Here is a 20,792-nt window from a genome sequence, read left to right on the forward strand (position 1 = left end):
AGATGTGTATAAGAGACAGTATATATTATTTATTTTCTTTGTCATTTATTTGATTATTAAATATTAACCAAAAGTGCTGAATAAATCTGGTGAACTCGTCTTCATAGTAAAATTGCTTTTTTATTTACAGGAAGGAAAAGGAAATTCTTTATGAGTAACGAACTCACTAATTACCGGAGCGTAATTCATGGGTTACCGTACCGATAATTATGGTCGGGGGCAGGCGCTTGAGAATGATAAAACGACTACCGGTGCCAGGTGTATTGCGTCTATAACGGACAGCACCGAATTTGGCCGCAGGATACTCAGGGTAGGTGATAAAACCACACCCTGTCCCAAATGCGGGAAACAGGGCGTCATTGTATCAGGTGAAGAACGCGTGACATTTCACGGGGTGCCCGCAGCCGTTCACGGTTCAAAAGTACACTGTGATTGCCCGCCGGGTTCGAACCGGGTGATTGCTCCGGCAGGTCAGTGGCTGGGACGGGGACGGGACCCGGTTGAGGTTGCCAGGGAAGAACACGCTGCCAGGCTGGTTGCAGAAAAGCAAGCCGAAGAAAAACGCAGAGAGGAAGAAAGGGAGCGTAACCGGGTATTCGCAAAATCCTGCCTGCGCGGTGAGGGGTGTAATGATGCCGGTGACCAGCGCGAGCCTCACACCAATTTTGCTGATATGGCTTTTTTTCAGGCCATGCCCGCCAGCGACCCTGCAACCGATTCAGACACCCCGCAGCACGCACAGACCGCAAAAAAGAAAAAGCCAGAGGATATCCCCAAACCGAAGAAGCGCAGCACCCTTTATCGCTGGTGGAACGGTAACCATGAGGAGATGGATTATCAGGCCGCCGTTGCTGCCGCAGCTGCAGCTTCACGTGCACAGACGGCCACGGCAGGCGCAAGCCTGCTGGAGCTGATAAGCGGCAGGGCGCTGACATATGGCACCTGGGCGGTACGTGGTGCCGCCGGGCTGGGTGAGACAGCCGCCGCCGGAGCGGGTGCATCCGTGGCCGGGCTGCTGGTGGGAATGATGCCCGGCAGGCTGAACGACGGCGAACAGGATTTTATCGACCGTATGCGTCTGGAGCAGATGCGTGAAGCCCCGAGCCGGGTGCGCTATACGTGGGAGAATGACAGCAGCGGGAACGCGGTCCCGAGTGGCTGGCACACGCCACCCGGCCGGGACAGTGTTCGCGTCAGAAAAATGGAGTATGACAGCAGCGCGCAGGCGTACACGTTCACCACGGAGGAAGAACCGCACATAACCATAATCTGGACGCCTGACCGGACGGGCGAAGAAAAACCGTGGAATACAGGCAACCAGGCGCGGCCGGTGCTGCCGAACCCGGTGGTTGTTGACCCGCTGCCGGATTACACCGGCATAACGGCGACCACCAGCCCGGCGCCAGAGGAAAAAAGTTTCGCGGATTACATTCTGATCCTGCCGTTCCCTGACCTGCCACCGATTTATATTTACCTGAGCAAACCGCCGGTGGAGTTTCTGGAAGTCGAGCTATACAGTGACTTTAAACGCCGTTCGCGGCAGGGGATTTACGAGGCCGATCACATGCCGTCTGCTGCGGCTGCTCGTGCCTACTTGAGGCAAAAATATCCGAAGCTCGACACTAAGCAATTAGATCGAATGGCAGAAGATGTCGCTGCGATTGTTGTTCCCAAAGACGTGCATCAAAAATTAAGTGAGACATACGGTGGTCGTAATAAACCAGCACAAATTGAGCAGGATTCTCAGAATCTGCGGGCAGCAGCGGATCGCAATCTGGATGCCGTTAAGCCTGCACTAAAAGAACATGGGGCAACCGAATCTCAGATAGAAGCGGCAAGGGTGAAAATGCATAGGCTGAACAATGAAATGGGGCTGTATAAATGACGGTGAATATTAACGCTTTAATTGACGGAATAGGAAAGACCTATCAAGAATTGTTTGATGAAGGGTTAATTCCTTATAAAACGAAACCAACTGGTTATCCTGGAGATCCTGATTTAACACTGGATATGGCAAGAGAGGGGGTTCATCTCACATTCAAAAGAGAGGGGCGTCTGTTATGGTCCGTTATCCTCAGTCTTCAACATGATAATGTTAATAGATGGAGCTTCCCAAACGAATTACCATCCCCCCTTAAAAATACTATGTCGCGAACCTGGACACATGAAACTCTGGGGGAGCCGGAGAGAAGTTCTCCCCCTGAGGTCATCATGAAAAGAGCTTTTGGCTGGACAGATATTTTCACAGTTAGTGGGCGATCTGTTCCGATGAGTATGCAGGTAAATTATGATATAGCGGATATGGTTTCTTCTGTTGTGTTTCTTCCTACCTCAGAGCTTCGCTGGTAATGCTTAAAACAAGCCCCGAAAGGGGCTTTTTTGTGTTCGTTTTTTTCTGCGAATTCGCAAAAAAACAGCCAGGAAAACTGCGAATTCGAAATTTTTGGTTTAATGATTTCGTGAATTATCATGATGCTTCGATCGTCTTCGATCCTGCATAGGATATGGATCTGGCGGGGGTTTTGGCAGGACAAGGGCCGGAAAATTTGGAGATACGCCTTACCCCATGAGCTGTTAAGAAATGCTAAGGTTTTTGGGGCACACACTGCCGGAAGCTAACCTGTGAGGCATTCAGGTTTATACAGGAGGGGGAATGGATAAGGCGCTGAAACGTCATCTTCAGGAACTGCGCAGGGAGGTCCGGGCCTTTCATCTTTCGCAACTGGATAAAAAGGCGCAGCATGATGCTTTACGCGAGGCTTACTTTTCAGTTCCGCCCAGATTCAGGGCACAGCCAGAGCTCTGCCTTTACGAGTGGGAGCCGCGGCCAGAGCATTTGCGGTATATTCCATGCGGAGCCACCACCCGCGCCGGAACACCCTGCAAAATGACCGTATTATACCGTGGCGGGCGCTGTAAGCTGCACGGCGGTATGAGTACCGGGGCAAAGACAAAGGCCGGGCGAAAGCGTCAGCGTGATGGGTTCCGCGCGTGGCAGGAGCGACAGCGAGCCAGCAAGGCTGGCCGTAAGCGCACCCGGACATATATCAGTGACGTTACGGGGATTAATGGCGCGACACTGGCCGAAATTAGCGCCAGCGCAACGGAGAGACCATTAAAGACAGTCAGCGGTATTGCGTTGCACTTCACAGGAGAGCGCCTCACAGCTGCGCTGTTGAGCGGTCAGAGCGTTCCAGTGCAGTTGACGACCACCAGCCCAAAGTATGGCGGCGTTCGCTGGTGGTATGTATGCCCGACAAAGCATCACTGTATGTTTCGGGTACTTCATTGATCTGCCGCCAGTGTGCAGGGCTGCATTACGCCAGCCATAGCAAATAGCATTTTCTTCCACAGAATAAATCACTGAAAAATGACCCTGGCTCACAGGGCATATAACACAATATCCTGATAAAAATTGTGGTTTATGCTGTTTGCTCCACCAGCTAGGATCCTTACCGATGAAACTTACCCACCATGAACTCTCCGCCCTCGATGCCATGATGTATGAGCACCGGCAAAAGCACTTAAACCAGAGCAGGGAGCGCCTGCAGTTAATGGAGAACTTATGGGCAGAGTGCATGCTCAGGCAACTTAACTCCTGGAAAGATGGGGAGTGAACCAACTTTACGGGGCTGAACCAACCCCATTTTACCGTATGTTGGTTCGCATAAATCCAGTGCTGGCGCGGCTTACAGAGCCGTGAACCAACTGAGCCGACTGAACCGACGTTTTTCTGTGTCTATATATACATTTTTTTTTGCTTCTATGAGTCACCGGCACGATCTCAGGGACTAAGGCCTAGAAATGGGTTCGGTACACTGAATAAAACAAAAACAATTTCAACGATAGGTATAAACAATTACCACAACCTATATGTTTAAACTCTTGTTTAAACAGCAACATCTAGTGTTTGCTCGTGTTTTTAAGCACACTATAGGGCTCGCTTGCCTGACATGTCAGATTGACATAAAGCCTACGTAGTGTAGATTTTGCTTTAACCGAGCCCGATCCCCTGTTTCTCCTTAACGTAAGTTTTGTGAGTCTCACGGTCGGGCCTTTTATTATCTCATCCCCCAAGACTGCAATGATTGCTGCCAAACCACACAAGGAATACGATCAACAGCTCGCCCTCTTGTTAGATCGCGGCATGGTGATCAGAGACAGTGAACGGGCCATGAGAAAGCTATCTCAGGTCGGTTATTATCGACTATCCGGCTTCTGGTATACCTCCCGTATTTTACGCGCAAATGATGAAGGGCTTTCCTTCCGTAGTGATGACTTCCTTGAAGGAACTTCTTTTGAGCAGGCATACGATCTTTATCTTTTCGATAAAAAGCTTCGGCTATTGATGATCGACGCGCTTGAGCGAATTGAAATACACGTTCGCTCCGTGATCGCTCATGAAGTAGGGCGCAATGACCCTCTGGCGTATCGCAATAATGCGTACATAAACCAGCGTTACCTTAAAGATGGCCAACCCAGCACTTATGATAAATGGCTGAATAAACTTGACCAGAAAATCAAAGACAGCAGGGATGAATGCATTATCTGGCATATAAGACAGCAAAAAGAGATCCCCTTTTGGGTTGCCGTAGAAACATGGGATTTCGGGCAAATGTCAAAATACTACGCCATGCTTAACGGTGGGATGCAGGCAAAAATCATCAGACGACTGCAGATTGATAACAAACAAACACTTTCAAAATGGCTCCAGTGCCTCAACCTACTACGTAACCGTTGTGCTCACCATTCAAGGATTTGGAACAGAAAGCATCCGGCTGTACCGATTCCTCAAAACGAATTTTTTAATGCTCTTCGCATTGAGGGCGGAACGAATGAGCGCCTCTACAGCGTGATTTGCATTATCTGGTATTTAGTTCGAATGATTGGCCCCAGTTCAACCTGGCTTAGACAAGTTGCAGATCTTTTCGAAACAAAACCCAATATGCCAGGTTGTTCATTCACTTCTATGGGGGTGCCGAGAGGCGGTTTTCCCCGGGCCCGATTTGGTGATGCTTTGGGGTTTGTACAGGCTGATAACGAACTTCTTCACCAGGACACTGAGGGAGCGTAAGTGTGCTTAATCGCACATTCCCCTCGCTTTCCACTTAATAACTGCCGAATCAAGCACGCGCCAACCATTCTGCATGCGCCCCACCAGCGCTAAGCACAAGCAATCAAATAGCCATCAAACAAAACCTGCATGGCAGGGGGGGGGGCAGATCCATCTCTGAGCCTTTCATTTTGCGGCACGGCCCGCTTCATCAAATTTTTATACCCGCGAAAATAAAAAATTGGGATGCGATGATGTGAACGTTCATAAATTAACCATAAATCACTATGGTTACCGTTTGAAAGTATCCCCGAAGTATCCCCTGAAAAACAAAGGGCCAGCGCATTTAGCGCCAGCCCTTGCGGTGTCTGGTGGCCCCTGCTGGACTTGAACCAGCGACCAAGCGATTATGAGTCCCAAACTTAAGTCTTATAAAACAATAAGTTATTTCAATTTCAACGCCTTGCGCAGTCGAATAGTGGGGAATATGAAAGCATAGTGAATAGGTTTGCTGCCATTTTGCTGCCATCAAATGAGATTTAAGGGGTTGTACTCCACTGCTTCTGTCAGATGGTCTGGGGCAAAATGAGCATAGCGCATCGTCACCTTAATATCAGTGTGTCCAAGGATACGCTGCAGTACAAGAATGTTGCCCCCACGCATCATAAAGTGGCTTGCAAATGTGTGCCGTAGAACGTGTGACAACTGCCCGTCAGGTAGTTCGATCCCCGCTCGTGTAATTGCCCCACGAAACGCAGAATAGCACCCTGTAAAGATTGGCTTTGAAGTTCTCACTTTTGGGAGTATTTCGTAAAGTTCATCACTTATTGGAACGGCGCGGTTTTTCTTGCCCTTGGTTTTGATATAGGTGATTTTTCCGGGGCTGATTTGCTTGCCTGTCAGTGATTCTGCCTCGCCCCATCGTGCGCCGGTTGCAAGGCATATCTTTACTATAGTTACTAAATCTTCCGCCTTGCTTTTCTCGCACTCAGCTAGAAGCTGCTTAACTTCTTCAACTGTCAGCCAGGCCAGTTCTGCCTCATCAATTTTAAATTCCCTTACGTTTTCGAGTGGGTTGGGGGCGCTCCAGTCGTCCAGTCTTTTCAGCTCGTTGAACATAGCACGAAAGTACGCCAGCTCAAGATTGACAGTACGGGGGGTTACTGCCTTTACCCGATCAGAGCGTGTAATCTTCCCGCTTAAACGTTGTTCGCGGTAAGTTGAAAAAAGCTTGGCGTTAAATTCAGTAGCGAGAGGATTCCCCATTGAAAAACAGGCAAATTCCATTGCGCCCTTACGCTTGAGGCCGTCAGAGAGTGTGACGCCGTGAGCATTGAACCACGTTTCAACAAGGTCAGTAACGCGCCGCTTGTCTGCTTTCTCACCTAACCAGGGCTTATCCTGTGTTTGTTCTTTTATGTGGCGCTCAAATGCTAAAGCTTCACCTTTCGTGGAAAACTGGCGGCGAATGCGCCGACCGTCTCTGCCATTTGGGAAAACCTGCACTTGCCACTTGCCGGAGGAAATTTTATTAACTGCCATTATTGTCCGCGCGATTCCTGAATGCTTTGCTTCTGGCTGTAACCAATATGCAGATAATTACCACATAAATATGCTGTGCTATGGGTGATATGAGCAATGCAATGAAAAATAGAAGTATGAGAAAAGCAGCACCCAAACATAGGGATAAGAAACTGAGGATGGGACCCTTTTTATTTTCTATTGATGTAATATGTACAAGGTATAATCCACTAAAAAAAATGATTAAAAGTTCAATAAAAGTAATCATTAGTCACTCCATAAACTCTGTTTTTCCTATTACTTTTCCAAGCACCTTTACATCAGATGCATTACATTCAAATGAAGCTTTTCCGTTCTCAATTCGGATGCGACCGGCAGGCAATCGGTACATTTCGCGGATACTGATAACGCCATCCATTTCAGTTAACCAATACCCATCTACAAGCTCGCCTGCGAAATCATCGACTATCCAGATCACACCATCGAGGCCAACAAGGCGGGGCGCTGTTGTCCCTGTTGGGATTAGTTCCGGTGCAATATCAATCTGCTTTTTATTTTTTATCACCCCATTATGGATGGATAGGTAACTCAATTGGGTTGCTTTGGGGGCTTGGAGTGTCTCATCTCGGTTTTCAATATGTGTTCTCACACTGGGGGCTTCGCCGCGACCAAAAACTAACCAATCTAAAGACGCGCCAGTTTCCATGGCGCATATCAAAACCCAATCTGCAGGGAAATTACCACGTGTAACCCTATTAGCCATGGTGCTTTGTGACACATCAAGATGCCTGCATAACGCCTGTCGGGAGGTAAAACCATAAGCTGCGCAAATACGTTCTATAGGGTCTTTGCCGCCTTGGGGTAACTGGATGGATTTACGATTAGTGAAATCTTGTTGTTGACCTTTCCAATTTTGGATCATAGTATTTACGCAAAGTGAGTTGTTGTCGAATAGTGTTGAACGCTCCCGAATAGTGTAGAGAACGTCACAACTGAGGAATAATGCATCATGAATCGTAATTTTTCAATGCGCCCCAGCATCAACCTTGTGGTATCTGAGCCATTCATCACATTGGATGAGTTCTGTCGCCGCACTGGTTACAAGCCTAGCTATGCCCGTCAGATGATCCGCGAAAATCGCCTGCCCATCAGAAAAAAAGCCGGAGTTAATAGCCTTATCGAAATCAACATGTTCGCGTTGACGATGGAAGCGGCACAAGGCTGCGAAGTCACAATGCAAGCCTGATAGTTCCATTTTGGGATAGAAAAGGATTTACATCATGTTTGATTATAAGATTTCCAAACATCCGCATTTTGATGAAGCCTGCCGGGCTTTCGCATTACGTCACAACATGGCGAAGCTGGCAGAACGTGCGGGAATGAACGTCCAGACGCTGCGTAACAAATTGAACCCGGAGCAACCGCATCAACTCACGCCGTCAGAGATCTGGCTGCTTACCGATCTTACTGAGGACTCCACGTTGGTTGACGGCTTTCTGGCTCAGATTCACTGCCTGCCATGTGTACCGATGAACGAAGTGGCAAAAGAGAAGCTGCCGCATTACGTCATGAGCGCTACTGCTGAAATCGGACGTGTTGCTGCCGGTGCTGTATCTGGTGACGTGAAAACAACAGCAGGCCGCCGGGATGTTATCAGCAGCATTAACTCCGTTATGCGTCTTATGTCACTGGCTGCTATCTCCATGCAGGCTCGTTTGCAGGCTAATCCGGCGATGGCAAATGCGGTAGATACCGTGACGGGCCTCGGCGCTTCGTTCGGTCTGATCTGAGGTGGTTATGCTGGCTAAAGAACCCTCTTTCGCGTCACTTCTCATAAAGCAAAGCCCGGCAATGCACTACGGTCACGGCTGGATCATGGGCAAGGATGGCAAACGCTGGCACCCGTGCCGCTCTCAGGATGAACTGCTGGCTGACCTGTCCACAACCAAGCAGGGGAAATCATGGCTATTGAAGGCGCTGCGGCAACTGTTCCACTAAGCCCCGGTAAAAGACTGGAGGCATTGAATCATATTGCGGAATTGAGGGCTAAAGTGTTTGGTCTGAATATTGAGCCGGAGCTTGAAAGGTTTATTAATGATATGCGCGATCCACGCGACGTAAATAATAAACAGAATGAACGGGCACTGGCAGCCATTTTTTATATGGCAAAAATTCCGGCAGAACGTCACGGCGTCAATATTAGTGATCTGACTACTGACGAAAAGCGGGAACTGGTGAAAGCAATGAATCATTTTCGTGCAGTGGTGAGCTTATTTCCCAAACGGCTAACCATGCCGAATTAATCCACAAAAGAAATTAATGGCGTAAACCCGCCGGGCTTCTTATTGCCCAAATTCAGGAGAAACAACTATGCGAAATATTGAAACCCGTACCACTAAAACAGGACCAGATGATGCTGGACTCAACCTGCTGCTGACTGAGGCACGCAAAGAAGAACGCCAGGGACGCGCAGATGTGATGGCTGCGCGTCTGGATTCTTTAGCTGCCCGTATCGTGTCACGTCAGCTTAACCACACGGAAGCGGCTGAGCTGCTGCGTCAGGAAGCGGTGAAGATTCAGAACGAAGCGCAGGAGATCCACTGATGGCTGATTCAATGGACCTTGTACAGCAGCGCGTTGAAGAAGAACGCCAGCGCCACATCCACACCGCCCGCAATAAAACGCCGGGCGTTTCCCGTGTTCTCTGCATTGATTGCGATGCGCCGATCCCGCCAGCTCGCCGCCGCGCCATTCCGGGCGTGCAGTGCTGCGTCACCTGTCAGGAAATTTCAGAGCTTAAAGGCAAACACTATAACGGAGGTGCGGTGTGAGTAATGACTTAGAAACTCTTAGCCAGCCGGTTAAGCATCCAGCTATCCGTTATCACGGCGGTAAATTCCGCCTTGCGTCATGGATTATCGAGCGTATGCCGGAGCATGTTTGTTACGTCGAACCTTTCGGGGGTGCAGCGGGCGTTTTGCTGCAAAAGCCGCGTAGCTACTCAGAAGTCTATAACGACCTCGACGGCGAAGTAGTGAACCTTTTCCGTGTGCTGCGTGACCCGGCAATGAATCAGCGACTGCAAGATGCTTGCTCGCTCACACCGTATTCACGCGATGAGTTTTGCGCGGCCCAGGAACAAACCGACGATCCGATTGAGCGTGCGCGCCGTATGGTTGTTCGTGCCTGCATGGGGTTCGGTTCGGCGGCAGGCATTGGCGGTAACTCAGGCTTCCGCAGCGACAGCAAACGCAAATACGCCACCGCCGCGCATCTGTGGGAGCGTTACCCAGGGAATCTGGCAGCGGTGTGTCAGCGCCTGCAGGGCGTAATCATTGAGAACAAAGACGCGCTGGCCATAATGCGCGCCCACGATGCTGATACCACTTTGCACTACATCGATCCGCCATATGTGCCGGAAACCCGCGTACAGGGCAACCGCTACTACAACCACGAAATGACCATTGAAGGACATGAACAGCTGTTGTCCGTCGCAAGGACGCTCAGCGGAATGGTGATGATTAGCGGCTACGAAAGCGAGCTATACAACGACATGCTGTGCGGATGGAAGAAAGAGACGAAGGGTTCCCGTATTAGTGCCGGACGCGGCACGAAGGTTCGCACCGAATGCCTGTGGATAAATGATCTGTGTATGAAAAATAAGGGGGTTGCATGAGTACCATCCTTAAATGGGCTGGCAATAAAACCGCCGTCATGCCGGAACTGATTAAGCACCTTCCTGCTGGCCCGCGACTGGTTGAACCTTTCGCGGGTTCATGCGCTGTAATGATGGCGACAGACTATCCTCATTATCTTGTCGCGGATATTAATCCAGACCTGATAAATCTTTATAAGCATATTGCATTTGACTGCGATAAATTCATTTCAAATGCAAAAGGATTCTTTGCCAGCACAAATAGCGCAGAGTCTTATTACAACATCCGTCAGGATTTTAATCATTCTGCTGAAACTACCGATTTCTGGAAGGCTGTATTTTTCCTTTATCTTAATCGCCATGGTTATCGTGGGTTGTGCCGCTATAACCTGAGCGGTCATTTTAATGTCCCTTACGGTAATTATAAAAATCCGTATTTTCCTGAAAAAGAAATACGCGCGTTTGCAGAGAAAGCACAACGCGCAACGTTTATCTGCGCCAGCTATAACGAAACACTGGCGCTGCTGCAGGCTGGTGATGTTGTTTATTGTGATCCGCCATACGATGGCACATTTAGCGGTTATCACACAGCCGGTTTTACAGAGGACGATCAGTATCATCTGGCGTCTATTCTTGAGCGCCGGTCATCAGAAGGTCATCCGGTTATCGTGTCCAACAGCGACACGTCCCTGACCCGTTCGCTTTATCGTAACTTTACCCGCCATCGTATCACTGCAAAGCGCAGCATGGGCGTGGCTGCGGGTGACGGTAAGTCCGCAGCGGAAATAATCGCCGTTTCAGGAGCTAACCGCTTTAACCGGGTTTATTCCACCCACGGGGATGTGTGCTCGGTTATTTTAGAGGCGCGGGCGTGACGGTAAGTAAGTTCGCGTCCCACAACGTAGTAACCACCGGCGGCTCGAATGAGACCGCCGTGGCCTTTCCATGGAATAATCCCAAACAAGCGGTTAACCCATATCTGGACCCGGCGGAAGTTGCGCCGGAGTCTGCGCTTTCAAACCTGATCGCTCTTTACGCTGCGGATAACGAGCAGGAGCAGCTGCGCCGTGAGGCGCTGAGCGATGAGGTCTGGGAACGCTATTTCTTCAATGAGTCCCGTGATCCTGTCCAGCGCGAAATGGAGCAGGACCGGCTGATTAGTCGTGCCAAAATGGCGCGCGAGCAGCAGTGTTTTAATCCCGATCTGGTCATTCTGGCTGACGTTAACGCCATGCCGTCCCATATCAGCAAGCCTCTGCTGGAGCGGATTAAATATTTCCATAGTCTGGGCAGAGCAAAAGCCTATTCCCGCTACCTGCGCGAAACGATCAGGCCGTGTCTTGAGCGGCTGGAGCGCGTGCGTGACAGTCAGGTGTCTGCCTCTTTCCGGTTCATGGCGAGCCATGACGGGCTGGAGGGGCTTCTGGTACTGCCTGAAATGAATCAGGATCAGGTTAAGCGCCTTTCCACGCTGGTTGCGGCACATATGAGCATGTGTCTCGATGCGGCCTGCGGTGATCTGTTTGTCAGCGATGATGTAAAACCAGAAGAAATCCGCCAGGCATGGGAAAGGGTTGCTGCAGAAGCCATGCGCCTTGAGGTCATCCCGCCAGCGTTTGAGCAGTTACGCCGCAAAAAGCACCGCCGCAAACCGGTGCCTTATGAACTGATCCCGGCGTCGCTGGCGCGTATGCTGTGCGCGGACTGGTGGTATCGAAAGTTGTGGCAGATGCGCTGCGAGTGGCGGGAGGAACAGCTGCGTGCCGTTTGCCTGGTCAACAAAAAAGCGTCCCCGTATGTCAGCTATGAAGCCGTGATCCACAAACGCGAGCAGCGCCGCAAATCGCTGGAGTTCTTCCGCTCGCATGAGCTGGTCAACGAAGACGGCGACACGCTGGACATGGAAGACGTGGTGAACGCCAGCAACAGCAACCCGGCACACCGCCGTAATGAAATGATGGCCTGCGTCAAAGGGCTGGAGCTGATTGCGGAAATGCGCGGAGACTGCGCAGTGTTCTATACCATCACCTGCCCGTCACGCTTCCACGCAACCCTCAACAACGGCAGACCTAATCCGAAGTGGACCAGCGCTACCGTCCGGCAGAGCAGTGACTATCTGGTTGATACGTTCGCCGCTTTCCGCAAGGCAATGCACAAGGCCGGGCTGCGCTGGTATGGCGTCCGCGTTGCAGAGCCACATCATGACGGCACCGTGCACTGGCATCTTCTGTGCTTCATGCGCAAAAAAGACCGCCGCTCCATCACTGCGATGCTGCGCAAGTTTGCCATTCGTGAAGACCGCGAGGAGCTGGGCACCAATACAGGGCCGCGCTTCAAGTCCGAGCTAATCAACCCGCGCAAGGGCACACCGACCAGCTATATCGCTAAATACATCAGCAAGAACATCGACGGGCGCGGGCTGGCTAAAGAAATCAGCAAAGAAACCGGCAGATCACTGCGTGACAGCGCCGAGCATGTCACCGCCTGGGCGTCACTGCACCGTGTCCAGCAGTTCCGTTTCTTTGGTATTCCGGGGCGTCAGGCATACCGCGAGCTGCGCTTACTGGCTGGTCAGGCGGCGAGAGTACAGGGTGAACGCAAAGCGGGCGCGCCGGTACTGGACAACCCGCGTCTGGATGCGGTACTGGCGGCTGCAGATGCGGGTTGCTTTGCCACCTACATCATGAAGCAGGGCGGTGTACTGGTTCCCCGCAAACATCACCTTGTCCGCACGGCATATGAGCTTAACGACGAACCGAGCGCCTACGGCGATCACGGTATTCGTATCTATGGCATCTGGTCCCCGATTGCAGAGGGCAAGATTTGCACGCACGCGGTGAAGTGGAAAAAGGTTCGTAAAGCCGTTGACGCTCAGGAGGCGACAGCCGACCAGGGCGCTTGCGCCCCTTGGACTCGTGGCAATAACTGTCCCCCTGTTGAAAATCTGAACAAATCAGGGGGTGATTTACCCGATATAAAAACCATGGATGAGAAGGAGCTGCAGGAATATCTCCACAGCATGGGCCAGAAGGAACGGCGGGAGCTGACAGCCAGGTTAAGGCTGGTAAAACCGAAGCGGAAAAAAGCATATAAACAGACTATTTCGGATCAGCAGCGCCTGCAGCTTGAGGCAGAACTGAGTTCCAGAGGGTTCGATGGTAGCGAGTCAGAGATTGACCTGCTTCTGCGCGGTGGCAGTATTCCGTCAGGTGCCGGGCTGCGTATTTTTTACCGCAACCACCGTCTGCAGGAAGATGACAAATGGCGTCAGTGGTACTGATGCCGCAGCTTTAACAATTCTTGCTCTTATTGATCCGCATCAGAGCGATCTAATTGACAGATAAAAAACGTTTTACATTCACCAAATTCCGCTATACTGTATTTATAACCAGTGGATATACATACAGTTATTGTGTGTCCGTAGTAGTGATAGGAGGGAAAATGCAGGATTATCTTTTGGAGTCGTTGAAACTCCAGCGCATTGATTTTTTTATCAAGCTTGTAGCGGCTAGTGAGTGCAGCGACGAAGAAAAGCGGCTGGCTATCCAGTGGGTTTCTGAGCTGACCGATGAGCTGATGGAGAAAATCAGAAATCATGAGTACAGCCGAGCCATGGGCGTTTCAAGTTAGAGGGGAATCTATATGCGCATTGAAATAATGATCGATAAAGAGCAGAAGATTAGCCAGGCTACACTGGACGCCCTTGAATCCGAGCTTTACCGTAATTTGCGCCCTCTGTATCCCAAAACAGCAATTCGTATCCGCAAGGGCAGCGCCAACGGCGTTGAGCTGAGCGGGTTAAAACTGGATGAAGATAAAAAGCTAGTGATGGAAATAATGCAGCAGGTCTGGGAGGACGACAGCTGGTTACATTAGCGAACGTTGCGGACGATAAAACTGGTTTTTACCGTCCGCGAGGTTGAACAACGAGCCACGCGAGGCGTTAGCGCTGTTGTGCATGACTATGCCGCATGAAATCGCATGATCGTTTGAGGATCGTTTTTGCTGAGGCCCGCCAGAACTGGCGGGCTTTTGCTTATGTCATGCAGGTGCATGAAAACCACTACACAAAGCGGGCAGGCGTGGCGGGGATACGAGCGCGCGCAACGGGGTGAAATGGTAAAAATCCGGCGCAATTTCCGGCACGCTGGCGGCTTCAATCGGTGAGGGTGAGGGAGTTGGCAGCAAAAAAGAAGCGCCCCGCAGAATGCTGCCGGGGCGCTGTGAGAGGTGGTCTTGTTGTCGCGGTGCGGTGGGTCAGTCGTTGCGCTTGTCTTCTGTCAGTCCCAGCGTGTACGGCTCAAAGCGGATCACTTCTTCGCCAAGCCAGTCGTTAAGCTCCTGCAGTCGCTTCTGCAACGGCATCAGCTCGTTGCGGACAAAGACGCGGCTGGCCTTTTCCACATCGCCAAAGCCGCCGGTATTGTTGGGAATGATGCCCATCATCTGCGGCGGTACGCGGTGCGCTGCCATCATGTCATCGCGGCTCACGTTCTTGATGTTCAGAAACTCATCCTTCGCCGCAACCTCCGATAACGGGATGATCTGGATACCGTCCTTTTTACCGTTGGGCGAATACATAAACAGGTTGCGGAAGTTGCCCGGCCCTTTGGCGCTTTTCATTGCCTGGCGGATATTGTTCACGTCCTCCTGATTCTGGGCTGCGTCGGTCATGTACATGATGAAACCCGCGTGGCTGCCGTTGATGTAATACTTCCGGCGGAAGAGCGTTGCGGACTCGTTGAGCAGGGTTGACGGAATGGCTGAGAGATAGCCGGGCAGCCCGTAAATCTCCTGGTTAATATCCGGCTCCAGCAGATGAAAGATGTTGCCCTGCGTAAATTCATAGGGCTGCGTGGTCAGGCCATACTGCACAAACCAGTAGGTGTCGAGGTCCACGCCGCGCCGTGTGTACTTCGCCAGCGCTGGCTCCAGCGAGAGAACGCCGCCGAGCCGGTTGGTGCGCTTTTCCAGATAGGCGTTACCGAACACCAGATAGTCCTGAACGAAACGGGCAAAAGCCTGCTGGCTGAGCAGGCGGTGCGGGATGTAGGTACTGCTGAGAATGTCACGCTTAACGGCAATCGGTGAGCTGTGATGCACGGCGGCGCGATAGGTCCGCGCCAGTCCGTCAAAGCTTACCGGCGGCTCATACCAGCGGTCCATCTGCACGCATTCCACGTAGTCCAGTAATTCGCGTCGGTCTAACACCGGCACCGGGTCGCCAAAGCTGAATGCTTCCGCCGCAGCGCCGCCTGATTTAGCGTTGTGATCTACCGCTGCGCGGTTATTCTTGTTTTTACGTTTGCTCATGCCGCCTGCTCCTTGTCAGCCTGGGGCCATTCGCACATAAACAGCATTTTCCAGTCCTTTGCTGATAATTCTTTTTTCATGTCATTCAGCCATCCATCATCAAAAAGCGCGGCTCCGGTTGCGAGCGTTGCCCCGGATGCTGCAGCGTCATCAGCGGTAAAGGTCATGCAGGTAGTGCTGTTGCGGGCAATAAGCTTCTTGTATTCCTGCCATGCCTCCGGGTTGCGGCTTGGGGTGGTGTAGTAGGTAGCGTGATAGCGCGCGTGCATGGACAGGCTTTTGGCGAGCGCAATCATATTTTTTGGGGAGTCAGCCCAGGCATACTCTGACACGTAGACGTTTCCATGGAGCGCGGCGGCGAGACTTTCCGGCCCGATAAAATAAATGACCGCACCGTTTGGTAGTTCAAGATGCGCTTTACCTGATTTTATTTCCCCAAGATGCGTCCAGGCTGCGGCCTCACCTAAAAAAGCTGACATATAGTTTTTGACTGTCAGGGCTGATGCCGGATTGCAGCCCAGAAAAATCTGGTTGCGTCCGGTATGCAGTGCATCGTTCAGGACTTCGTAGGCAAAAAAGAAATCCGCGCCAGCCTGACGCATTTTTGTTAGCACGCGGTTTCTGCTGCGTGCGCCACTGTTCCATTCATGCTGGTAAGCAAAGAAAGGGCGATCTACAGGCAGGCTGGCGGTAGTCATGAGGTTAGTTGGGGTTGAGTGCATCAGAAAATCTCCACAATGTTGCTGGTATTGGCGGCTTCGCCCTGCAGCGGTTCGTTAAACAGTGCGTGCATCGTTGCCCAGGCCAAATCTGCGTGGCTGGCTTCTTCGCTGCGGCTGGCTTCGTAGGTAGGGCGGTTGCCGCTGGCGGTAGTGGCGCGGCGGATAGCCATAAAGGACTGCGCAATGTCGGTGTGCCCTGCGTCAAACTCCAGACGGCGGTGGCTGATAATGTCGTATGCCTTGAGCACCAGGGCGTTTTTGACGTTAGGGTTGTAGACAAACTCCCGCACGGCAGGAAAGAACGCTTTCACGTTCTCGTACACACCGTGACCGACGCCGGTTGAGTCGATGCCGATATAGGTCACGTTGTACTGCTGCGTCAGATTTTTAATGGCGTCAGCCTGGGCGCGGAAATCCATCCCGCGCCACTGGTGCCGCTCAAGAATGCGGAACTTGCCACCCGGCACGGCTGGCGGTGCCACCACCACGCACCCGGCGCTGTCACCGTTCTGCGTGCCTTTCGCCGGGTCGTATCCGATCCAGACTTCGCGCCAGCCAAACGGGCGCAGCGCCAGCGCCTGAAAATCGGACCAGACTTCCCAGCTGTCCACCATGCACGCCTGCAGCTCGCTGAGCGGGAACACTGACGCCAGATCGTCAATAAATTCGCACATCAGCAGGTTCTGGTATTCGTCCGGGCTGTACTCCATGCGCAGCTGGTCCAGGTCGAACAGATTACAACCGCCGCGCACCGCATCCTCCACGGTGACGATCTGGCGGTACTGTCCGTCCGGGCAGAGCACGCCGCGCGCGAGGTTGCTGTGGGTCAGGTCAATATCCACCTTGTCCGCTTTGGCGCGGCCCCGGTTGAACAGTGCGCCGGACCAGAACGGATAGGCGCTGTGGGTCAGGCTGGACGGCGTGGAGAAGTAGGTTTGTCGCCATTTCTTATGAATGGCCATACCGGAAGCAACCTTGCGCAGCTCCTGGAATTTCGGTATCCAGAAATATTCATCAAGGTACAGGTTGCCGTGGTAGCTCTGCGCCGTGCGGGCGTTGGTGCCGAGGAAGTACAGGCACGCGCCGTTGCTGAGCGTCATCGGGTCGCCTTTCAGCTCAACATCCACCTCTTTTGCAAAGTCGATGATGTACTGCTTAAAGACGTGCGCCTGCGCCTTACTGGCTGAGAGAAAAATCTGGTTGCGCCCTGTGGTGATGGCGTCAATCAGCGCCTCACGGGCAAAAAAGTATGTTGCCCCGATCTGGCGTGATTTAAGCAGGTTGCGAATGCGGTGTTTTACGCCTGCCTGCCACCAGTGGCGCTGATATTCAAACATGCCGTTACGGAAGATTTCTTCCAGCTTTTCGGTCTGTTCATCAGTGAAAACATTCTTTTCAGGCTGGCGGCGTGGCCCTTTGTTACGGTTGGCAACATTCGGGTTTAAGTCTGCTTCGTTCCCGCCATCGTTAAATTTGCCGATCCGGGCGTGGCGCTCTGACTGGCGCGCCAGCAGGTCAATTTCCTTGAAGTCTTTCCCTTCCTTCTGCTCCTTCATGATGAGCTGGCAGTAACGTGCGGCGGTGGTGAGCTGCATCTGATCCAGCGGCCCATAGTCGCCCCATTTGTCGCGCTTCTTCCAGCTGTGAACGGTTGCAACTTTCTCGCCCAGCATTTCAGCAATGCGGGCTACGCGGTATCCCTGAAAGTACAGCAGCATGGCCTGCCGACGGGGATCGAGGTCTGCGGGGGTCAGTGTCGTGTTCATGGCCCAAACATACGGCCTTGCCTGACGGCTTTCCCCGGCTGCGGTTTGTGTGGTTTACCGTACAGGTGCCGCGCGTTGTTTCACTCCCCCCATCACCGCAAACATAAGGCTCCAGTAAGTTATTTCTAACGGAGCATGGCTCATGACAGTGAAAGCAAAGCGTTTCCGTATCGGAGTGGAAGGTGCCACCACTGACGGGCGCGAAATCCAGCGTGAATGGCTGGTACAGATGGCTGCCAGCTACAACCCGACGGTCTATACCGCGCTGATTAACCTTGAGCACATCAAGTCTTATCTGCCGGACAGCACGTTTAACCGCTACGGCAGGGTGACGGGGCTGGTTGCAGAAGAAATCAAGGACGGGCCGCTGGCGGGCAAGATGGCGCTTTATGCCGATATCGAACCCACGGACGCCCTGGTGGAACTGGTGAAGAAAGGCCAGAAGCTTTTCACCTCCATGGAGGTCAGCACGAAGTTTGCCGACACCGGCAAAGCCTACCTTGTGGGGCTGGGTGCGACGGACGATCCGGCGAGCCTTGGCACCGAAATGCTGGCATTCAGCGCCAGCGCCGCGCATAACCCGCTGGCGAACCGTAAGCAGAACCCTGAAAACCTGTTTTCGGAAGCGGTTGAAACGCTGATCGAACTGGAAGAAGCCCAGGACGAAAAGCCGTCCCTCTTTGCCCGCGTCACCACGCTGTTCACCAAAAAAGAGCAGACCGATGAGGCGCGTTTCTCCGACGTGCATAAAGCCGTGGAACTGGTCGCCACCGAGCAGCAGAACCTGAGCGAGCGCACGGATAAATCCCTGACCGAACAGGACAAGCGCCTTTCTGAGCTGGAGTCCTCCCTGCAGGAACAGCAGGCCGCCTTTGCCGAACTTGAGCAGAAGCTGAGCAGCGAAGACAGCCGTAAAGACTACCGCCAGCGCGCGCCGGGCGGTGACGCACCGGCAGGCACCCTGACCAATTGCTGATGGAGCATAAAACCCGATGAAAAAGAAAACCCGCTTTGCCTTTAACGCTTACCTGCAGCAGCTGGCGCGCCTGAACGGTGTGGAGGTGGAAGAACTCTCCAGTAAGTTCACTGTAGAGCCGTCCGTGCAGCAGACGCTGGAAGACCAGATCCAGCAGTCCGCCGCTTTCCTGACGCTGATTAACATCACGCCGGTCACTGAGCAGTCCGGGCAGTTGCTGGGGCTGGGTGTTGGCAGCACCATTGCCGGAACCACCGATACCACCACCAAAGAGCGCGAGCCTACCGATCCGACGTTGATGGAAGACGTGGAATACAAATGCGAGCAGACCAATTTTGATACGGTACTGACCTACGCAAAACTGGACCTGTGGGCGAAATTCCAGGACTTCCAGGTGCGTATCCGCAACGCCATCGTCAAGCGTCAGGCGCTGGACCGCATCATGATCGGCTTTAACGGCGTGAAGCGCGCCAAAACCTCCAATCGTGCTGAAAACCCGCTGCTGCAGGACGTCAATAAAGGCTGGCTGCAGAAAATCCGCGAAGAGGCGCCGGATCACGTCATGGGCAGCACAACAAAAGACGGCGCAACAACTGCAGGCGCGGTCAAGGTGGGTAAGGGCGGCGACTATGCCAACCTGGACGCCGTGGTGATGGATGCCGTCAATGAGCTGATCGACGCGGTTTATCAGGATGATGACGATCTGGTTGTCGTCTGCGGACGTGAACTGCTGTCTGACAAGTATTTCCCGCTGGTCAACAAAGAGCAGGACAACAGCGAGAAAATCGCCGCCGATCTGATCATCAGCCAGAAACGTATGGGCGGCCTGCAGGCTGTGCGCGCGCCTTACTTCCCGGCAAATGCCCTGCTGATCACCCGTCTGGATAACCTGTCCATCTACTGGCAGGAAGACACCCGCCGCCGTTCTGTTATCGATAACCCGAAACGTGACCGGATTGAAAACTTTGAATCCGTCAACGAGGCGTATGTGGTCGAGGACTACCGCTGCGCGGCGCTGGTTGAAAACATCGAAATCGGTGATTTCAGCGCGCCTGCCGCACCGGAAGGTGGGGAATAACGCATGAGCCTGAGTCCCGCACGGCAGCACCGCCTGCGCATTCAGGCCGAACAGGCCGCCCGTGAGGGCGGCAGTGTTCGCCATGCGTCGGGCTATGACCTGATGCTGCTGCAGCTGGCAGAAGACCGCCGCCGCCTCAAGGGCGTCCAGTCCACGGTGAAAAAGGCGGAAATCAAGGTGGAACTGCTGCCGAAATATTCCGCCTGGGCGGAGGGCGTGCTGGCTGCCGGAGGTACGCAGCAGGATGACGTGCTGATGTACGTGATGCTGTGGCGTATCGACGCCGGTGATTATGCCGGTGCGCTGGAAATCGGGCGTCATGCGCTGCGCCATGGCTGGGTGATGCCGCTGGGCAACCGTAACGTGCAGACCGTGCTGGCAGAAGAAATGGCAGACGCGGCGCAAAGCGCTCTGCTAGCCGCAGCCGGTTTTGATGCCGATCTGCTTTTGCAGACGCTGGAGCTGACAACCGATCTGGATATGCCGGATCAGTCGCGGGCGCGCCTGCATAAAGCTATCGGTGCTGTATTGAGCGAAAGCAACCCGGCATCTGCCCTGAATCACCTTACCCATGCGCTGCAGCTCGATCCCCGCTGCGGTGTAAAAAAAGAAAAACAGCAGCTGGAGCGCAGACTGCGCAATGACAGCCGCTAAAGAACGTGCCCCGCGCACGGGCGGCACGGGGTGGCGAAAGGCACTGCCACATCA

General features: G+C 52.7%; 23 protein-coding genes. 18 read left to right on the plus strand and 5 right to left on the minus strand.

The annotated features are described in order from the left end of the window. Nucleotides 1–187 precede the first annotated feature (187 nt). From HBA26_RS03140 to HBA26_RS03155, 4 genes are all read left to right on the plus strand, one after another. Nucleotides 188–1,885, plus strand: coding sequence for an S-type pyocin domain-containing protein (locus tag HBA26_RS03140; RefSeq protein WP_166720762.1), 1,698 nt, complete (start codon nucleotides 188–190; stop codon nucleotides 1,883–1,885). Further along, nucleotides 1,882–2,349 (plus strand): DUF6392 family protein, encoded by a 468-nt coding sequence (locus HBA26_RS03145; protein ID WP_074164144.1) that lies wholly within the window; start codon nucleotides 1,882–1,884, stop codon nucleotides 2,347–2,349. The genes HBA26_RS03140 and HBA26_RS03145 overlap by 4 nt, the downstream gene beginning before the upstream one ends. 304 nt (nucleotides 2,350–2,653) lie before the next feature. After that, nucleotides 2,654–3,292: an HGGxSTG domain-containing protein gene (locus HBA26_RS23045; protein ID WP_049138369.1), complete on the plus strand. Its 639-nt coding sequence runs from the start codon at nucleotides 2,654–2,656 to the stop codon at nucleotides 3,290–3,292. A gap of 792 nt (nucleotides 3,293–4,084) precedes the next feature. Continuing rightward, entirely contained in the window at nucleotides 4,085–5,074 is a 990-nt protein-coding gene (locus HBA26_RS03155) for an Abi family protein (RefSeq protein WP_063438218.1), read from the plus strand. A gap of 507 nt (nucleotides 5,075–5,581) precedes the next feature. On the opposite strand, the gene HBA26_RS03160 is transcribed toward HBA26_RS03155, so the two are convergent. Together HBA26_RS03160 and HBA26_RS03165 are read right to left on the minus strand one after the other, a co-directional pair. After that, nucleotides 5,582–6,595: a tyrosine-type recombinase/integrase gene (locus HBA26_RS03160; RefSeq protein ID WP_166720764.1), complete on the minus strand. Its 1,014-nt coding sequence runs from the start codon at nucleotides 6,593–6,595 to the stop codon at nucleotides 5,582–5,584. A gap of 250 nt (nucleotides 6,596–6,845) precedes the next feature. After that, nucleotides 6,846–7,496: a phage repressor protein CI gene (locus HBA26_RS03165; protein WP_166720766.1), complete on the minus strand. Its 651-nt coding sequence runs from the start codon at nucleotides 7,494–7,496 to the stop codon at nucleotides 6,846–6,848. A gap of 87 nt (nucleotides 7,497–7,583) precedes the next feature. Here HBA26_RS03165 and HBA26_RS03170 point away from each other — a divergent pair, with 87 nt between their 5' ends. The 11 genes from HBA26_RS03170 to HBA26_RS03220 all read left to right on the plus strand — a co-directional run bounded on the left by HBA26_RS03170 (nucleotide 7,584) and on the right by HBA26_RS03220 (nucleotide 14,105). Continuing rightward, complete coding sequence (locus tag HBA26_RS03170; RefSeq protein WP_023298667.1) at nucleotides 7,584–7,820, plus strand: hypothetical protein; 237 nt, start codon at nucleotides 7,584–7,586, stop codon at nucleotides 7,818–7,820. A gap of 34 nt (nucleotides 7,821–7,854) precedes the next feature. Continuing rightward, entirely contained in the window at nucleotides 7,855–8,364 is a 510-nt protein-coding gene (locus HBA26_RS03175; RefSeq protein WP_166720768.1) for a phage regulatory CII family protein, read from the plus strand. A 7-nt stretch (nucleotides 8,365–8,371) separates the two neighbouring features. Then, nucleotides 8,372–8,572 (plus strand): phage filamentation protein Fil family protein, encoded by a 201-nt coding sequence (locus HBA26_RS03180; RefSeq protein WP_166720770.1) that lies wholly within the window; start codon nucleotides 8,372–8,374, stop codon nucleotides 8,570–8,572. Continuing rightward, the gene (locus HBA26_RS03185) at nucleotides 8,536–8,877 is read left to right on the plus strand and encodes a DUF5347 family protein (RefSeq protein WP_151160734.1); all 342 of its coding nucleotides are present in this window, start codon (nucleotides 8,536–8,538) and stop codon (nucleotides 8,875–8,877) included. The genes HBA26_RS03180 and HBA26_RS03185 overlap by 37 nt, the downstream gene beginning before the upstream one ends. A 67-nt stretch (nucleotides 8,878–8,944) precedes the next feature. Beyond that, nucleotides 8,945–9,178 (plus strand): DUF2732 family protein, encoded by a 234-nt coding sequence (locus HBA26_RS03190; protein ID WP_032413913.1) that lies wholly within the window; start codon nucleotides 8,945–8,947, stop codon nucleotides 9,176–9,178. Continuing rightward, complete coding sequence (locus HBA26_RS03195) at nucleotides 9,178–9,405, plus strand: TraR/DksA family transcriptional regulator (protein ID WP_097362822.1); 228 nt, start codon at nucleotides 9,178–9,180, stop codon at nucleotides 9,403–9,405. Before HBA26_RS03190 ends, HBA26_RS03195 begins: the two co-directional genes overlap by 1 nt. Further along, nucleotides 9,402–10,250 carry a DNA adenine methylase gene (locus tag HBA26_RS03200; protein ID WP_166720772.1) on the plus strand — a complete coding sequence of 283 codons (849 nt, stop codon included), beginning with the start codon at nucleotides 9,402–9,404 and terminating at the stop codon, nucleotides 10,248–10,250. Before HBA26_RS03195 ends, HBA26_RS03200 begins: the two co-directional genes overlap by 4 nt. Then, complete coding sequence (locus tag HBA26_RS03205; RefSeq protein WP_166720774.1) at nucleotides 10,247–11,104, plus strand: DNA adenine methylase; 858 nt, start codon at nucleotides 10,247–10,249, stop codon at nucleotides 11,102–11,104. The genes HBA26_RS03200 and HBA26_RS03205 overlap by 4 nt, the downstream gene beginning before the upstream one ends. Next, entirely contained in the window at nucleotides 11,101–13,509 is a 2,409-nt protein-coding gene (locus tag HBA26_RS03210) for a replication endonuclease (protein WP_166720776.1), read from the plus strand. The genes HBA26_RS03205 and HBA26_RS03210 overlap by 4 nt, the downstream gene beginning before the upstream one ends. 161 nt (nucleotides 13,510–13,670) lie before the next feature. Then, nucleotides 13,671–13,859, plus strand: a complete 189-nt coding sequence (locus HBA26_RS03215) for a hypothetical protein (RefSeq protein ID WP_032610566.1) — start codon at nucleotides 13,671–13,673, stop codon at nucleotides 13,857–13,859. A gap of 12 nt (nucleotides 13,860–13,871) precedes the next feature. Beyond that, complete coding sequence (locus HBA26_RS03220) at nucleotides 13,872–14,105, plus strand: DinI family protein (RefSeq protein ID WP_166720778.1); 234 nt, start codon at nucleotides 13,872–13,874, stop codon at nucleotides 14,103–14,105. A gap of 381 nt (nucleotides 14,106–14,486) precedes the next feature. Here HBA26_RS03220 and HBA26_RS03225 read toward each other — a convergent pair whose 3' ends face one another. Genes HBA26_RS03225 through HBA26_RS03235 form a run of 3 tightly spaced genes read right to left on the minus strand, consistent with a single transcriptional unit; the run spans nucleotide 14,487 to nucleotide 18,030 of the window. Further along, nucleotides 14,487–15,542: a phage portal protein gene (locus HBA26_RS03225; protein ID WP_023226466.1), complete on the minus strand. Its 1,056-nt coding sequence runs from the start codon at nucleotides 15,540–15,542 to the stop codon at nucleotides 14,487–14,489. Then, nucleotides 15,539–16,264 (minus strand): terminase family protein, encoded by a 726-nt coding sequence (locus HBA26_RS03230; protein WP_166720780.1) that lies wholly within the window; start codon nucleotides 16,262–16,264, stop codon nucleotides 15,539–15,541. Before HBA26_RS03230 ends, HBA26_RS03225 begins: the two co-directional genes overlap by 4 nt. Continuing rightward, nucleotides 16,264–18,030 (minus strand): terminase ATPase subunit family protein, encoded by a 1,767-nt coding sequence (locus HBA26_RS03235; RefSeq protein WP_166720782.1) that lies wholly within the window; start codon nucleotides 18,028–18,030, stop codon nucleotides 16,264–16,266. The genes HBA26_RS03230 and HBA26_RS03235 overlap by 1 nt, the downstream gene beginning before the upstream one ends. Before the next feature lie 142 nt (nucleotides 18,031–18,172). On the opposite strand from HBA26_RS03235, the gene HBA26_RS03240 reads away from it, so the two are divergent. From HBA26_RS03240 to HBA26_RS03250, 3 genes are read left to right on the plus strand one after another with little or no spacing between them, the layout of a single operon-like run. Next, the gene (locus tag HBA26_RS03240; protein ID WP_166720783.1) at nucleotides 18,173–19,006 is read left to right on the plus strand and encodes a GPO family capsid scaffolding protein; all 834 of its coding nucleotides are present in this window, start codon (nucleotides 18,173–18,175) and stop codon (nucleotides 19,004–19,006) included. A gap of 16 nt (nucleotides 19,007–19,022) precedes the next feature. Continuing rightward, on the plus strand, nucleotides 19,023–20,084 hold the full coding sequence (locus tag HBA26_RS03245; protein ID WP_166720784.1) for a phage major capsid protein, P2 family: 1,062 nt from the start codon (nucleotides 19,023–19,025) through the stop codon (nucleotides 20,082–20,084). A 3-nt stretch (nucleotides 20,085–20,087) separates the two neighbouring features. Further along, a complete protein-coding gene (locus tag HBA26_RS03250) occupies nucleotides 20,088–20,738 on the plus strand; it encodes a terminase endonuclease subunit (RefSeq protein ID WP_166720785.1) in 651 nt (216 codons plus the stop codon). Nucleotides 20,739–20,792 lie beyond the last annotated feature (54 nt).

Origin of the sequence: Enterobacter sp. 725m/11, from assembly GCF_011683705.1 — a bacterium.
Classification (GTDB): domain Bacteria; phylum Pseudomonadota; class Gammaproteobacteria; order Enterobacterales; family Enterobacteriaceae; genus Enterobacter; species Enterobacter bugandensis.

Excerpts from the sequence above, each read along its gene's own strand:
- HBA26_RS03140 (WP_166720762.1), top strand. The coding sequence starts at position 188 with ATGGGTTACCGTACCGATAATTATGGTCGGGGGCAGGCGCTTGAGAAT.
- HBA26_RS03145 (WP_074164144.1), top strand. The coding sequence starts at position 1,882 with ATGACGGTGAATATTAACGCTTTAATTGACGGAATAGGAAAGACCTAT.
- HBA26_RS23045 (WP_049138369.1), top strand. The coding sequence starts at position 2,654 with ATGGATAAGGCGCTGAAACGTCATCTTCAGGAACTGCGCAGGGAGGTC.
- HBA26_RS03155 (WP_063438218.1), top strand. The coding sequence starts at position 4,085 with ATGATTGCTGCCAAACCACACAAGGAATACGATCAACAGCTCGCCCTC.
- HBA26_RS03160 (WP_166720764.1), bottom strand. The coding sequence starts at position 6,595 with ATGGCAGTTAATAAAATTTCCTCCGGCAAGTGGCAAGTGCAGGTTTTC.
- HBA26_RS03165 (WP_166720766.1), bottom strand. The coding sequence starts at position 7,496 with ATGATCCAAAATTGGAAAGGTCAACAACAAGATTTCACTAATCGTAAA.
- HBA26_RS03170 (WP_023298667.1), top strand. The coding sequence starts at position 7,584 with ATGAATCGTAATTTTTCAATGCGCCCCAGCATCAACCTTGTGGTATCT.
- HBA26_RS03175 (WP_166720768.1), top strand. The coding sequence starts at position 7,855 with ATGTTTGATTATAAGATTTCCAAACATCCGCATTTTGATGAAGCCTGC.
- HBA26_RS03180 (WP_166720770.1), top strand. The coding sequence starts at position 8,372 with ATGCTGGCTAAAGAACCCTCTTTCGCGTCACTTCTCATAAAGCAAAGC.
- HBA26_RS03185 (WP_151160734.1), top strand. The coding sequence starts at position 8,536 with ATGGCTATTGAAGGCGCTGCGGCAACTGTTCCACTAAGCCCCGGTAAA.
- HBA26_RS03190 (WP_032413913.1), top strand. The coding sequence starts at position 8,945 with ATGCGAAATATTGAAACCCGTACCACTAAAACAGGACCAGATGATGCT.
- HBA26_RS03195 (WP_097362822.1), top strand. The coding sequence starts at position 9,178 with ATGGCTGATTCAATGGACCTTGTACAGCAGCGCGTTGAAGAAGAACGC.
- HBA26_RS03205 (WP_166720774.1), top strand. The coding sequence starts at position 10,247 with ATGAGTACCATCCTTAAATGGGCTGGCAATAAAACCGCCGTCATGCCG.
- HBA26_RS03215 (WP_032610566.1), top strand. The coding sequence starts at position 13,671 with ATGCAGGATTATCTTTTGGAGTCGTTGAAACTCCAGCGCATTGATTTT.
- HBA26_RS03220 (WP_166720778.1), top strand. The coding sequence starts at position 13,872 with ATGCGCATTGAAATAATGATCGATAAAGAGCAGAAGATTAGCCAGGCT.
- HBA26_RS03225 (WP_023226466.1), bottom strand. The coding sequence starts at position 15,542 with ATGAGCAAACGTAAAAACAAGAATAACCGCGCAGCGGTAGATCACAAC.
- HBA26_RS03230 (WP_166720780.1), bottom strand. The coding sequence starts at position 16,264 with ATGCACTCAACCCCAACTAACCTCATGACTACCGCCAGCCTGCCTGTA.
- HBA26_RS03235 (WP_166720782.1), bottom strand. The coding sequence starts at position 18,030 with ATGAACACGACACTGACCCCCGCAGACCTCGATCCCCGTCGGCAGGCC.
- HBA26_RS03240 (WP_166720783.1), top strand. The coding sequence starts at position 18,173 with ATGACAGTGAAAGCAAAGCGTTTCCGTATCGGAGTGGAAGGTGCCACC.
- HBA26_RS03245 (WP_166720784.1), top strand. The coding sequence starts at position 19,023 with ATGAAAAAGAAAACCCGCTTTGCCTTTAACGCTTACCTGCAGCAGCTG.
- HBA26_RS03250 (WP_166720785.1), top strand. The coding sequence starts at position 20,088 with ATGAGCCTGAGTCCCGCACGGCAGCACCGCCTGCGCATTCAGGCCGAA.